This is a genomic window from Catenovulum sediminis (genome assembly GCF_007289895.1).
GTDB classification, from domain to species: domain Bacteria; phylum Pseudomonadota; class Gammaproteobacteria; order Enterobacterales; family Alteromonadaceae; genus Catenovulum; species Catenovulum sediminis.
The window spans coordinates 3,487,088-3,501,284 of record NZ_CP041660.1 but is presented as its reverse complement, the minus strand read 5'-3'; the positions used below and the strand labels follow the sequence as shown (position 1 = coordinate 3,501,284).

12 protein-coding genes and 1 pseudogene are annotated in these 14,197 nt (G+C 38.6%); 5 read left to right on the top strand and 8 right to left on the bottom strand.

The window, feature by feature from the left end; translation table 11 throughout:
• Nucleotides 1-75 precede the first annotated feature (75 nt).
• The gene (locus tag FNT16_RS14820; RefSeq protein WP_143872311.1) at nt 76-933 is read left to right on the top strand and encodes a MurR/RpiR family transcriptional regulator; all 858 of its coding nucleotides are present in this window, start codon (nt 76-78) and stop codon (nt 931-933) included.
• A gap of 105 nt (nt 934-1,038) precedes the next feature.
• Entirely contained in the window at nt 1,039-2,475 is a 1,437-nt protein-coding gene (gene pyk / locus FNT16_RS14815; protein WP_143872310.1) for a pyruvate kinase, read from the top strand.
• Nucleotides 2,476-2,542: 67 nt separating this feature from the next.
• Here pyk and FNT16_RS14810 read toward each other — a convergent pair whose 3' ends face one another.
• The 8 genes and pseudogenes from FNT16_RS14810 to FNT16_RS21160 all read right to left on the bottom strand — a co-directional run bounded on the left by FNT16_RS14810 (nt 2,543) and on the right by FNT16_RS21160 (nt 11,292).
• Nucleotides 2,543-3,241 carry an alpha/beta hydrolase gene (locus FNT16_RS14810; RefSeq protein WP_143872309.1) on the bottom strand — a complete coding sequence of 233 codons (699 nt, stop codon included), beginning with the start codon at nt 3,239-3,241 and terminating at the stop codon, nt 2,543-2,545.
• Nucleotides 3,242-3,296: 55 nt separating this feature from the next.
• On the bottom strand, nt 3,297-4,322 hold the full coding sequence (locus FNT16_RS14805; RefSeq protein ID WP_246072236.1) for a M14 family zinc carboxypeptidase: 1,026 nt from the start codon (nt 4,320-4,322) through the stop codon (nt 3,297-3,299).
• A 245-nt stretch (nt 4,323-4,567) separates the two neighbouring features.
• Nucleotides 4,568-5,605: a DUF4340 domain-containing protein gene (locus tag FNT16_RS14800; protein ID WP_143872307.1), complete on the bottom strand. Its 1,038-nt coding sequence runs from the start codon at nt 5,603-5,605 to the stop codon at nt 4,568-4,570.
• A 12-nt stretch (nt 5,606-5,617) separates the two neighbouring features.
• The gene (locus tag FNT16_RS14795; protein ID WP_143872306.1) at nt 5,618-7,453 is read right to left on the bottom strand and encodes a GldG family protein; all 1,836 of its coding nucleotides are present in this window, start codon (nt 7,451-7,453) and stop codon (nt 5,618-5,620) included.
• A 13-nt stretch (nt 7,454-7,466) separates the two neighbouring features.
• Nucleotides 7,467-8,195: an ABC transporter permease subunit gene (locus tag FNT16_RS14790; protein WP_143872305.1), complete on the bottom strand. Its 729-nt coding sequence runs from the start codon at nt 8,193-8,195 to the stop codon at nt 7,467-7,469.
• Between the two features lie 3 nt (nt 8,196-8,198).
• Complete coding sequence (locus FNT16_RS14785; protein ID WP_143872304.1) at nt 8,199-9,122, bottom strand: ABC transporter ATP-binding protein; 924 nt, start codon at nt 9,120-9,122, stop codon at nt 8,199-8,201.
• A gap of 190 nt (nt 9,123-9,312) precedes the next feature.
• Nucleotides 9,313-10,281: a sensor domain-containing diguanylate cyclase gene (locus tag FNT16_RS14780; RefSeq protein WP_143872303.1), complete on the bottom strand. Its 969-nt coding sequence runs from the start codon at nt 10,279-10,281 to the stop codon at nt 9,313-9,315.
• Nucleotides 10,281-11,292, bottom strand: a pseudogene (locus FNT16_RS21160) (response regulator). The gene FNT16_RS14780 and the pseudogene FNT16_RS21160 overlap by 1 nt, the downstream one beginning before the upstream one ends.
• Before the next feature lie 227 nt (nt 11,293-11,519).
• Between FNT16_RS21160 and FNT16_RS14765 the strand changes: the two are divergent.
• The 3 genes from FNT16_RS14765 to FNT16_RS14755 all read left to right on the top strand — a co-directional run bounded on the left by FNT16_RS14765 (nt 11,520) and on the right by FNT16_RS14755 (nt 14,191).
• A complete protein-coding gene (locus FNT16_RS14765) occupies nt 11,520-12,482 on the top strand; it encodes an acetylxylan esterase (RefSeq protein WP_143872300.1) in 963 nt (320 codons plus the stop codon).
• 19 nt (nt 12,483-12,501) lie between these two features.
• Entirely contained in the window at nt 12,502-13,230 is a 729-nt protein-coding gene (locus tag FNT16_RS14760) for an esterase family protein (RefSeq protein WP_143872299.1), read from the top strand.
• 88 nt (nt 13,231-13,318) lie between these two features.
• The gene (locus FNT16_RS14755; RefSeq protein WP_143872298.1) at nt 13,319-14,191 is read left to right on the top strand and encodes a DUF3014 domain-containing protein; all 873 of its coding nucleotides are present in this window, start codon (nt 13,319-13,321) and stop codon (nt 14,189-14,191) included.
• Nucleotides 14,192-14,197: the final 6 nt, after the last annotated feature.

The following is a 14,197-nucleotide window of genomic DNA, read 5'->3' as shown; positions in this document are numbered from 1 at the left end:
GTAGTTAAATTACGACCAAGCATCAGGCATAATAGATTTTTTATACGAATATTATTACGCCAGTTGGTAACCAGTATGAATATTTTGGAACAAATCGCTCTAAATCAACATACCTTTAGTAAATCAGAACGCAAAGTAGCAGAAGTAATAATGTCGGCACCACAAAGTGCGATGCACAGTAGTATCGCAACTTTAGCAAAAGCAGCTGACGTGAGTGAACCGACTGTAAATCGATTCTGTCGACGCATGAATACCAAAGGGTTTCCCGATTTTAAACTGCACTTGGCGCAATGTCTTGCTAGCGGGACGCCTTATTTAAACAGGCATGTTGACGAAGCAGATGGTCCAGATGCATATTCATCTAAAATTTTTGATTCAACCATGGCAGCGCTTGAAACGGCAAGGCAACACCTTGATACCGTCAGCATAAACAGAGCGGTTGATATTTTAACTCAAGCCAAAAAAATTTCGTTTTTTGGTTTAGGTGCATCTGCTGCGGTTGCTCACGATGCTCAAAATAAGTTTTTCAGGTTTAATGTACCTGTCATTTGTTTTGACGATGTTTTAATGCAGCGAATGAGCTGTATTAATAGTTCTGAAGGCGAAGTTGTCGTTTTTATTTCACATACAGGACGAACTAAAAGCCATGTAGAAAGTGCCGCATTGGCAAGAGGAAACGATGCTACTGTCATTGGAATTACAGATGCAACGAGTCCTTTAGCACACGAGTGTAATCTCGTGTTATCATTAGAAGTTAGCGAAGACACTGATTTGTATATGCCAATGTCTTCAAGAATAGCTCAATTAGTCCTGGTCGACATATTAGCGACCGGTTTTACTTTGAGGCGCGGGAGCAAGTTTCGTGAAAACCTGCGTCGAGTAAAAGATGGCTTGAAAGAATCCAGATATAATAAAGGAATGAGAGATCACTAATTTGTTATGTCATCAATGTTTAACTAATCATCTGAGGTAATTCAGTATAATTTCATCAGATGTTAATTTATCCCACACACTATCGCATATTTGGGAGCCAAGCGAATGTTTAGAAGAACGAAAATTGTAACAACTTTAGGTCCAGCAACAGACAGAGACGACAATTTAAGAAAAATTATCGAAGCTGGAGCAAATGTTGTTCGCATGAATTTTTCACACGGTGTTCCGGAAGATCACATTCAACGTGCTGAAAATGTAAGAGAAATTGCAAAATCATTAGGCCGTTATGTTGGTATTTTAGGTGACTTACAAGGTCCAAAAATCCGCGTGTCTACATTTAAAGATGGACCAATTCATTTAACAGTTGGTGAGCAATTTATCCTTGATGCTGATTTAGGCAAAGGTGAAGGCACTAAAGAATCTGTTGGTCTTGACTATAAAGACTTGGTAAATGATGTTGTTAGTGGCGATACACTATTGTTAGATGACGGTCGTGTCCAGTTAACCGTTGTTCAGGTTGAAGGCAATAAAATAATCACTAAGGTAAAAATTGGTGGCAAGCTTTCAGATAAAAAAGGCATCAACAAACTAGGTGGTGGTTTATCTGCTCCAGCATTAACTGAAAAAGATAAAGACGATATTAAATTAGCAGCTAAGATTGGTGTCGATTTTTTAGCTGTTTCTTTCCCACAATCCGGTGCAGATTTAGTTTATGCGCGTCAACTCGCTCAAGAAGCGGGTTTAGATGCACAAATCGTCGCTAAAGTAGAACGTGCTGAAACAGTAGAGACAGACGAAGCAATCGATGACATTATTACCAACTGTGATGTAGTCATGGTTGCCCGTGGCGACTTGGGCGTAGAAATTGGTGACCCTGCATTAGTAAGCAAGCAAAAGAAACTGATTTCGCGTTCACGTCAGTTAAATCGAGCGGTTATTACTGCAACTCAAATGATGGAATCCATGATAGAAAATCCGATGCCGACTCGTGCAGAGGTTATGGATGTTGCAAACGCAGTGTTAGATGGAACTGATGCGGTTATGTTATCAGGTGAAACTGCTTCAGGTGCCTACCCGCTTGAAACGGTTGAGTCGATGGCTGGTGTATGTGTTGGTGCCGAAAAACACCCTAGTGTGTTAGCGTCTAAACATAGATTAAGTGAAGAATTTACATCTATCTCAGAAACAACGGCGCTATCGGCAATGTATGCTGCAAATCATACCAATGATGTTAAAGCGATTGTCTGTTTGACAGAGTCAGGTAGTACTGCGAAATTGATGTCTAGAATCAGCTCAGGCATTCGCATTTTCGCTTTGTCTCGTCACGAAAAATCACTCACAACGTGTGCATTATATCGTGGTGTTCAACCATACTTCTTCGATTCAACTAAATCAAATCCTGCGTCTCTAAGCAATGATGTATTAGCAACATTGAAAGATGCTGGTCACTTAGAAAAAGGTGACTTAGTGATTATCACGCATGGTGATGCAATGGAAACAGTTGGCGCGACCAATACATTAAAGTTAGTCCGCGTGAGTTAATTAAAACTTATTCTATTGAGTGAATGACTGGCCGTATTAATTTAAGTTAATACGGCTTTTTTCTAACTTAGTTTAAGCCCTTATAAAAAATTAGGAATTGCTGCAGTACCCAATCAGGATTATCCAAGGTTAAGTCGTGTCCCCCATCGCATGTTTCAGCTACTTCAACGCCCCACTCTTTTGCTAGCACCATTGAACATTTAGGATCAACCAAATTATCATTTTTTGAATATAAAATTTGTATTGCAACGTCTGGCTGTTTACAAATTTTAAACCGTGCAGCTGAGATTAACTGACGAATAAAGTTAATACGCTTGACCGGAGCTGACTTCGCTATATTGACCCGCTCGTCTAACCGTTCTGGTATTATTTTTTGGTTACTGGTCATTTCTAGTATTAGTCGTTCTCTTTGCTCAATACCGCTAAACAAAGCTTTTAATATCTTGTAATAATTTTGGCTTTTCAGTCTGCGATAGAAAGGCAAATAACCGGCAACGCTGGTGTTAATTAAAGTGATCGCTAAAACATGCTGTCGAAAACTGTTTGCCCAATCCAATGCGACCATCGCCCCCATAGAAATAGATACTATGGCAACTTTATAATTTTTGCCGTAGCGCTGCTGCATGCACTGATGCAAAAACTCACTCACATCATGAATATTAAGCTTAGATTTTTCTTCATTAAGATCGCCATTTCCAGGAACATCAAGCGCTACGATAGGCAAACCCGGTAAACTTTGTTTTAGTTTCTCACTAAAGTCCCCCAATGCCTGTGTTCCCGCATTAACCCTCTAAGTAATACGATGGCATTTATCTTGTTCATTAGTTGTCATACCATAACTGGGTTGCTTTTTGGTCCATGTTTAAACTTTTGCCATCTTCTAACCAATTGGGGTAAGAAGCGACAGCTCTAATTAGAAACTCCATTAAAACTAGGTGACTACGTAATACTCTTTTCACTCTATGTGGTTTAACCGGATGAAATAATCCTACACTTTTCAATAATTGCAGTGGATTTTTCTTTACCCAACGCCAAGATCCCATCTCTAAAGTTAAAGGTAAAAAGACAGTATTATGCTGCAACGATTCTTCGTACAAATAGTCCCATAAGTCACCGTGACATAGATAATGTTTTGCTTGCGGTTCAAATTTATACGTATGATATGGGTAGGCTTGAAATAATAAATCACGTAAGTGAAAAACTTCACCTATATGTTGAATCGGCTGAAATTTGCTTTTTGCATACGGAAACCAAATTCTATCATGTAAACCAAACCCACTATGACAATCTAACACTAGGCTGAAAGGCGCGTGAAAAGAATCATCACGAATAAAACTGCTTAGAGCTTGTGCTTCGGTTTGCATCGGTTCGCCACTTTTACCGCGATACCAAGGTATACGCGGTGAAATTCTTTGACCTCCAACTAAAAACGCAGTTTTTTCATCACTGTTAACAGGTGCATTTCTCATAAGGTCTACCCCATTACCATTCGAGCGCTTATGACACGCCATGCCAACCGGATTAACCAAAGGTACAAAGTTCAGGCGCACATTTTCCAATAAAAAATTTAAGCTTTTGTCCCACGCAAGACGCCCGATTACACTTTCTAAAAATGCTAACAGAACTTGTGTGCCAATCCGTTCTAGACCATGCACCCCACCAACAAATGTAATAACGGGCGCATTTTGCTTTTCACTGCCTAATGACAAAGCGTAAATTGGAAACAAGTGTTCATTGTAATTAACATGAGCAAGTGTTTGCTGTCGTAATTGAGTATTTGATAACTCAATAAGGTGTTCGAGCTGTTTAAGTTCAGGAAGGTAATTATCGACAAATTTCAGACTCACTATAATCCTCGTACTGTTCACCATAACTAGGATCCTGACGCGCTTGACTGTTTTTATGTAAATTTTAGTGGAAAGAATCGAAAGCCACTAGAAAGTCACGAGTCAGTAAAAGCTTTCAGGTTTTAGTGATTGCAGCACATATATAAGTCAGTTTAATTACATAGAAAAAATGAGGTTGTTTTTTAGCCGTTTACTCATGTACATCAGTAAACGGCTATTAAATTAGAGTAATGATGCCAAAATCATTACTTTTCAGAGTCGACACGCCCATTCGTGTTTTCGTCGGTTTCGTCAGGCAAGGGTTTTAAAAAATCTTCCATGACTTTGTTTAAGTTATTAAATTGATAAGTGGCTAACGTAAATTGCCAATTATTAAATTTATCATCTAACCCTTCAACTTTTAACCACCGAGTCTCCTCTTGCTCTAAAAAGTGCAAAGTGAAATTTCTGTTGTCGGATAATTCGACATCCACCGTAAAGGTATCTAAATTCTCCCATAAGGTATTGTCTTGCGTTGAGACATCTTCAAACCGCAAACTCAATAACGAGTCCAGATAGCTAGGCACAATAGAAGCATATTGTAATTCTCGGTTTGGTGGAATATCTAATAGCACGAAAGTATCGCTCGCACTTTTAGCTTCTTCCGTTTCTTCACTAGGCGCTTGTGCGGTAATCGTCCAACGTAATTTATCATTTTCACTGGCTGAAACTGTAGCAACTTCGTCTTGCTCAAGATCAAAAACCTGCTTATCTAACCAAGTTTGTGCTGTGTTTGGTACATTGATAGCAGTATCTAACAACCAAGTCTGATTTTTACCGCTTAAACGCGCATAACGCCCACTATTTGCCCGTTTACCCAACAAAAATGAAATAGATTTACCACTTGCAAATTCTAGCTCAACTTTTCGCCCATTTCCCTCTGTTTCTGACGCATTCTCCGCTAAGCCTAAAACTGCAAAATTTTCTTGCTTGCTGGTTTTAGCTTCAATATTTACCGCGGATGAAACATCTTTAAACCATTGAGCCAGCTGTTTTGCATCTATTGGGTAATTCGCTTTGTTGTACATTAACCAATCACCGTTTATTAGCTGTGCATCTATCATCAATTGATGACTTTCGTCATAGATGCGAACACCTTTTAAATTGTTTGTTTGTTGCTCTGAAATATTAAGCCAAGGCGTTTTAACTTGTGCATCAGAATTTTCAGATTGAGGATAAAAAATGCCTACGGCGATGACTGCTAAGCCAATTAATAACAATAAAATTGCTTTATTCAGATTCATTGCATTACTCCATTAAGCTATTTTTCTTCTTTTAAAAGCTAGGCTTAAAAAGTACAACAGAATAGTTAAAAACAATGGCGCCACTATCACATTGATAAACTTTAACCAACTGCCAAGCGCTTCTATATCTTTGTTTAATTGATGTTGAACTTCACGCAAAGACTTACGGATTGATAATTTTTCGGCAATAAAAGAATCAATGGCTTGTTGCTGCTCTTGATTCAATACTAACTTACCGCCTTCACCAATTTGACTTTGAAGCTCAGATAATTTTTGCTCTGTCTCACTCAGTCTTGCTTGTAATTCTTGTTCTTTTTCTCTGAATTTAGCTTCAGCCTGAACTTCGATTTCATTGACTCGTGTAAATGGCCGAGAAAACTTGCCGCGCGCTCTGATACTAATAAGCTCTGAACTACCACCTAAATTTTCTACTGAATTAGCTACAAAATCACCATTGTTGGCAAATGGCGTTGCGATGCTTTGACCGAAGAAGCTACTTTTTTGTACCCAAAATCTATCTGCTAGTAAATCGGCATCCGCAACCAAAATAACATTGGCTTCACTGGTTTTGTCTACGAAACCCGCTGTGTTTTTATATTCTTCATTATCCTTAAAAACTGAGGTTAATTGACCGCTAATGCGAGCAGCTAGCACTTTAGTTTGGTTGTCCGGTACAAAGTTTTGCTGCAACCTTTGTGGATCACGCATGCTAGAATACAGCATACTATTTGTAGTATTTGTATATGGGCTCGATTCAAACAAAGGTTCAAAATTAATATCTGCATCTTGTTTTTTGGCTAAATAACCAAATGAGGCGCCATTAATGGATTCAAGTTGTCCAGTTACCGTATCTTTTTCAGAAATTAACTGTCGATTTAAACCAAGATACGCAAAATGTTTACCACTGCCACCAGATGGCATACGGATCTCCAACGCAGCAGATGCATCAAGGACAATTTGACTGGCGTCAAACTCAACACCCCAAGTGTCTAAAAAAGCCTGTAAACCACTTTGCTGACTTACACCAGCCGGACTTGATTCAGTATGCGGATCGATAAATGCAAGTACATTCCCACCTTGCATAATAAATTGATCAATAGAATATTTTAACGCATCACTAGGCTCTGTTGGATTAATTAACATTAATACATCCGTCTGAGCTGGTATTTCCGATGCATCGGCAGCCAAAACTTCCGTTTCATACAATTGCTGAAGTTGCTGATAAAACACCCAAGGCTGCTGTGCTTGATTCATCATCATTGGGTTCATCATCGCCGGATCAGATCCACCGGCAATTGGTAGATCAGTTATTATGCTCACTTTAATCGCATTGGGATCAACTAGACTGTTAATCAATTTACTAATGTCGTATTCAAGAAATTCTTCTTTTGACGGGTCAAAAAATGCAATAATTTCTTGATCATCGAGTGCATTTCGACCACCTAATCCAAAATATAAGTTATCTCCCAAATTACCTACGGGAGCCGCCGTTAGTCCAAATTCTGCAGCCATGTCTTCATTTTCTGAAAAAGGCTCTGGATCTATGACATGCAACTTAATTTTACCATTGCTGTGCAATTGATATTCTTCTAGCAGGTTTTTAACGCGTTCGGCATAACTACGAATTTGGGTGAGCCCTTCGGACGTTTTTTCTGAAAAGAAAAAATAGAGATTAACCGGTTCGTCTATCTTTTTTAGGACCGCTTTAGAACCTTCCGACAAGCTAAAAACTTTATTTTCAGTTAAGTCAATGCGATACGGATTTAATAATAAGTTGTTTAATAAAACTGCGCCGAAAAATATGAGAGCCAACGCAAACAAGCCAATTGATGTGTTTAATTTTTTCATCTGCAAATCTCTGTTAGTCCGCTTTTTTCTGTTCTACCAAAATATGACACGCAAATAGCCATATAAAAATAACCAAAACAAAATACATAATATCTTTCAAGCTCAACACACCTTTTGAAATAGCTTCAAAATGCGACAAAAAGCTGAATGAGGCAACTGTGTCCAACACTATGGCTGGTACATATCCTTTTAATGAAGATAGAACCATAGTCGTTCCACTTAAAACAAAAGCAAAGCAAACCACTACGGTTAGAATAAATGCTACCACTTGATTTTTACTCAGTGCTGACATGCAGTTACCAATGGCTAGAAAAGCGCCGGCCATCAACCAACTACCGATATATGCGGCTAATATGCTGCCATTATCTGGCTGTCCTAAATAATTTACGGTCACCCATAAAGGAAATGTCAAAATTAGAGAAAGTCCTAAGATAGCCCAAGTCGCAAAAAACTTGCCTAACACAGCCTGCCAACAGCTAATTGGTAAAGTGATAAGCAGTTCAATGGTGCCGCTTTTTCTTTCTTCAGCCCAGCTTTTCATTGCGATTGCAGGCACCAGAAATAAATATAGCCAAGGTAAAAAATTGAAAAAAGGTTGCAGATCAGACTGTCCTCTTTCGTAAAAATTACCTAAATAAAAAGTAAAAACACCACTTAACATTAAAAACATAAAAATAAATACGTACGCAACGGGTGTTGCAAAAAAACTGCAAAATTCTCTTTTAAAAATTACTGTGGTCATCTTTTATGCAACCTCTTGTGTAAGCTCTCTAAATACATCATCTAGTTGCCCCTGTTCGTTATACATGGCTTTAATAGACCACCCTTGAAGGTGAATTAAATCCATAATTTGGGGGAATATATTGCCATAACTTTCGTGTGATAAAATAGAAATCATGGTATCTGTCCGTTGCACAACGTCTGTGACTCCCGGTGCCAGTTTTAATTGTGATATATCCGGTAATTGCCCTTCAAACTCAACATTCAATGCTTGGTTGTATTTAGATTTCGATTGAAGCTCAAATGGCGTACCATCAAATACTTTTTTACCTTTCGCGATAATTACCGCTCTATTGCAAACGGCAGAGACCTCTTCAAGAATATGAGTTGAAATAATAACGATTTTATCTTTAGAGAGATTTTTGATTAACGCTCGTACTTGGTGTTTTTGATTTGGGTCTAATCCATCTGTTGGCTCATCTAAGATTAATACCTGAGGATCATGGATAATCGCCTGAGCTAAGCCTACTCGACGCTTAAAGCCTTTAGATAGGTTATCAATTTGTCGATTTAGCACAGATTGCAGTTCTACTTTATCGACAACTTCTTGCAGCTTCTGTTTTTTTTGTGCTTTTTTTAGGCCACGTGTATCTGCAATAAAAGATAAAAATTGTAATACCGTCATGTCACCATAGGCTGGTGCCCCTTCCGGCAAATAACCAATTTTTTGTTTAATTTCAATTGGCGCGGCTTTTAAGTTTTTATCATTAATTTTAATTTCACCAGAGGAAGGTTCTAAAAAGCCAGTGATCATTTTCATCGAGGTTGACTTACCGGCCCCATTGGGTCCTAAAAACCCAACAATATCACCTGCTTTAATTTCTAGGTTTAAATTATCGACTGCTACAAAATCACCAAATTTCTTTGTTAAATTTGTTATTTGGATCATAGGCGCATCTCTCCATAGTTTATCGCAAATTAATAAATTAAATTAAGTGGTTATACCACAAAGCAGTTACATATGTGCAACAGTGGTAAAAATCAAGTAGTAAGAGAAGTAATTTAACGCGAAACCAAAAATTACTTAGTTTCGCACAGAGGGGAGAATATTGACCTTTGTTTTGCTAGCTGGGCATATGTTATTTACCCTTGTAGACACTCACGCAATTTCGACCGCCTTCTTTCGATTGATATAAAGCATGATCGGCTGCTTCCATCCATTCTTCATGATTGCTAATCCCATCACTGAGCTCAGCAATCCCTAAACTTACAGTGTATTGAAATGAAATATCCTGATAATGAACAACAGATTCTTCAATATGCTTACGCAAGCGTTCGGCAAATATTTTGGCTTGCTCAGCACTTGTGTTAATTAACACTATCGCATATTCTTCACCACCGTAACGACCTGCTACATCTGTTTCCCGCATGTTCATGATTAATGCATCAGCGGTGTTTTTTATCGCGGCATCACCCGCTGGATGCCCGTATTGATCATTTACATGTTTAAAATGATCAATATCAAACATAATCAGTGAACTGACCTGCTCATACCGCTTCGCTCTTTTAAATTCTTTACTTAAACATTCTTCCCAATATCCGCGGTTAAATAAACCGGTAAGCTTATCTGTGCGCGACAATCGTTTTAATTCATCATTTACCGCTTTTAATTCAATTCGGTTAACTGCAACATCTGTTACGTCGTAAACAATAATGCCTATTCTTTCTACCACACCGACGGACGAATCAAGTGGAATAATAGTCACATTTTGATACATGAACTCTGCAGAGCCTGTGATGGGTCGATAATTTTTAAACTTAAACAAATAGGGCCTTTGTTCCCATGTTGTAAAAGCTCTAGTGTTTAGTTGAAAAACACATTCAGCTTTATGTCGAAACCATTCCTCATTTATTTCGGTAAAAATATCAAATAATAATTGATCTCTTACCTCATAAGGGTGCAACCCACTATGGCTTTCCATAAAGTTATTCCACAGCTGAATATTGTACTCTCTGTCTAACACAACTAATCCAACATCTAGGTTTTGCAACATTCCCATAAAGGAATGAAATTCTTTAAAATTGTCAGAGGAATTATCTGTAGTCATTAATCTTCCAGCAAATAGTTAACTTTTTCGTTCAATACACCAATGGCATCTTCAGTAAATAACAGTAGCAAATCACAATTGATGTCATAACCTTCAATTTTATAGTTAATCTCAATCGCCAATGTTTTCGTCCAGCGGTAATTTTTTGCTTTAATTAAATCTGTTAAATTGACATGCTGCCCCAAAACAACAGGATGACCTTGACTAAACCCAACATCGAGTTGTTCGCCAACCCCACGCAAACATGCACCAATTAAAATGTTAGCGACATCCATAAGTAGTTCTAATTCTAAAGAGGAATCAGTAATACCACCGTACTTTAATAAACTGGATATATCTGCAAAGCTGGTGTCATTAAAAATTAACAAGGCTTCACCTGAAATGCCGTTGCCAATAAACCCCTGACAAACGCCGGATACGCTCTCGGTATTTTCAATTCCACTGAGCGCCATTCTTAGTTCGTTTACTTCTATTAAATTGACAACCGGAATCGGTAATATCACTTTGACGTCAAGTAGTCGAGCCAATAAATCTGCAGCTTGCCCCATTGCAACATTGCTAATTTCTTGGTAACAATCTCGTTGATCTTCAGTAATTGATACTGTTACAGTTTGATTCACAAATAAATTCTCTGCTTTTAGCTACTTATAAAATACCAAAGCGTGTTAGTACTTCTTTAATTTTATCTTTGGATGCTGGCTTCTTAATAAAATCAAGTGCGCCTAACCCCATGACCTCTGCATGCGCCTCAGGTTGAATATCTCCCGATACGACGATTACCATGGTATTTAGATCTTCCTTGCGAATTTGAGCCAAAGTGCCAAATCCATCTAACACAGGCATCGTAAGATCGAGGAATAATATTTCCCCTTTGCCATCTTTAATTGCTTGAATGGCTTCTTCACCATTGCACGCAAAACTTAACTCGACATCCCATCCTTCAGGGAGTGAACGAGCCATCTGTTTTCGTGCAAAACTTGAGTCATCACAAATTAAAACAGGTATCGCCATATTTATAGAGTCTTAGTCTTTACATTATCAGTTAGTTTAGACCTTAGTGTTGGCCACAATTAAAATTTTCGCAACTATATTTTCTTATATTTTTAACTTAACGTAATATTTTAAAGCTTCAGCCATTTGTAAAAGGTTAAATTATTTCAAATGGTTATTAAGTACTCGCCTCTAAAGCAAACTCTCTGTTATGCTAAAAACATAGTGCAACAAACAGCGGATAAAGCATGCCGGTTAACCGTTCTGACTACAATTTTGATCCGACGTATGGTTATACATTAAAAGAGTTGTTTCGGGTAAAACAAACTGCAGAGCCCAGTGATTATGAAAGCTTTTGGCGTCATAGGTTAAGCGAAGCACTGAGTATCGCGCCTCACCCTGAAATAATTGATACAGGTATTACACGAGATAATCTTCGCGTTTTCACTCTGTATTATCGCTCTACAAATCAAGCAAGAATCGGTGGTTGGTTATGCCTGCCTGCATCGGGTGAAGTGAAGAGAGGCTTTATCATAGGCCACGGATACGGCGGCCGGGAAGAACCCGATTTTCATTTGCCGTTTAATCACGATAGTGCGCTGTTATTTTTATGCTGCCGTGGCATCTCAAAAAGCCCTTACCCCTCAGTTTCTTCCCAGCCACATTGGCATGTATTACACGATATAGATAAACCGAAACATTATATTTTACGCGGCTGTGTTGAAGATACCTGGATAGCGGTGAGCTCCTTACTGCGTTTGTTTCCCCACTTAAGTGGTCATATCGGCTTATTAGGTATCAGCTTTTCTGGTGGTATCGGCGCGATGGCGCTTGCTTGGGATAAAAGAATTCAAAAAGCACACTTTAATGTACCTAGTTTTGGTAATAATCCACTTAGGATGGCGCTTAAAACAACCGGCAGCGCGGCTTCAGTACAACTGTATTGTAAAAGGCACCCAGAAATCGTTTTAAACACTTTGTCATATTATGATGCGGCAATAGCCGCTAAATATATCGATGTACCGACACATATCGCCGCCGCAAAATACGATCCGGTTGTAGCCCCGCCTGGCCAGTTTGCAATTTACAATGCGTTAAATACCAGTAAAACTTTATATGTGCTTGAAGCAGGTCATACTGAATACCAAAACCAGTCATTGGAATCTGAAGAGCTTCTAGAAGAACTCAGCGAGTTTTTTGCCGACTTATAACAAGGAAAACATCGCAGGTATGAATAGAGAGTACCATAAATGGTGGAGCAACCATTTAGAAAGAGAAATGGAAATTTTGGTGTTTGGACACGCAGGCCAAAGGGTATTGGTATTCCCCACGCGCGGCGGCCGCTTTTACGAATACGAAAATTTGCGCATGCCCCAGCAACTTAAGAAAAAAATTGAAGAAGGTAAGCTACAATTATACTGTGTAGATGGAATAGATGGTGAATCTTTTTACTGTTTTTGGGCGCATCCGTCAGGTCGAATTGCACGATATATCGCATATGAAAACTATATTCTGCAAGAAGTGTTGCCTTTTATGGATAAAAAAAATCCATCGCAAGACACGGTTTCTCACGGTTGTAGCCTGGGCGCTTTTCATGCGGCTAATATCGCTTTTCGACATCCGGATAAGTTTAATAAACTGGTCGCTTTTAGTGGACGATTTGATTTAACCCTAAATGTGGAATACTTCCGGGATCTATTTGATGGGTATTACAGTGAAGATGTGTATTTTAATACTCCAACGCACTTTCTACCCAATTTAGAATGTGAAAAAACGCTCAATCAATTAAGAGAAATGGAAATTACTTTAGTCATTGGTGAAGAAGACCCCTTTTATGAAAACAATCGAGTAATGAGTAGCATTTTAGATAGTAAACAAATTGACCATTGTCTATATATTTGGGCTGAGCGAGCGCATAGAGGGTATTATTGGAGGCGTATGGCACCCTTATATTTATAGATTTTATTCGTTTTGCCGGAACTAATGAAATACAGGCAATTCTTACTAAAATAGTTCTAAGATAGTTCTAAAACTTTTGGAGACAACGATGAATTCAGCATTACAAAACGAAAAAAAAGGCTTACCGGTTGCGCTTATCGGAGGCATTATCGCGGTGATAGCTTTAATATTTGGTATTTTCCTATTCACCTCTGACGATAACGAAGCCTCAAAACCAACACCTGTCAGCGTTGAAGTGGAACCACCGAAACCAATTGAAGAACAACCACCAATTGTTGAACAACCGCAATTTACACCGCCCGTTGAAGCACCAGAACCTTCAATCAAAGAGCCGCCGATGGCCACTGAAGTTGAAAAACCACTCAAGCCTGAGTTACCAAGCTTAAATAAAAGTGATGATTTGGTAAAAACAGATCTGGATAATCTATATCAAGATACGCAGGCACAGAAACTTTTTGTTAATCAAGACCTCATCCGAAAATTTGTGGTTTTTGTCGACAATGCGGCCAAAGGTGAGTTGATTCAAAGACATAGCCCCGTACAAGGCCCTCAGAGCGATATTAAAGTCAATCCTGTAGAAGATAACGAATATGTTCTAGACCCTTCTTCGTATGCACGATACGAGCCTTACGTCGAATTATTCAGTATGGCCAACACAAATACATTAATTGACCAGCTAAAAAAGTTTGAACCCTTGGTTCAACAAGCGCATTCAGAATTGGGCTATGGAGATACAAATTTCAAAGAAACGCTAATTGAAGCAATAGACATAGCTTTAGCTGCGCCTTTAGTTGAAGATGAAGTTAGACTCGTTGCGCCCTCTGCAATGTTTAAGTTTGCAGATCCTGAGCTTGAAAACTTGCCAGCAATACAAAAGTTGCTGATTCGAATGGGCCCTAAAAACCAATTGAAAGTTCAGGCCACACTCGAAAAACTAAGAAAAGAATTGGTTAAAAAATAAGATTCA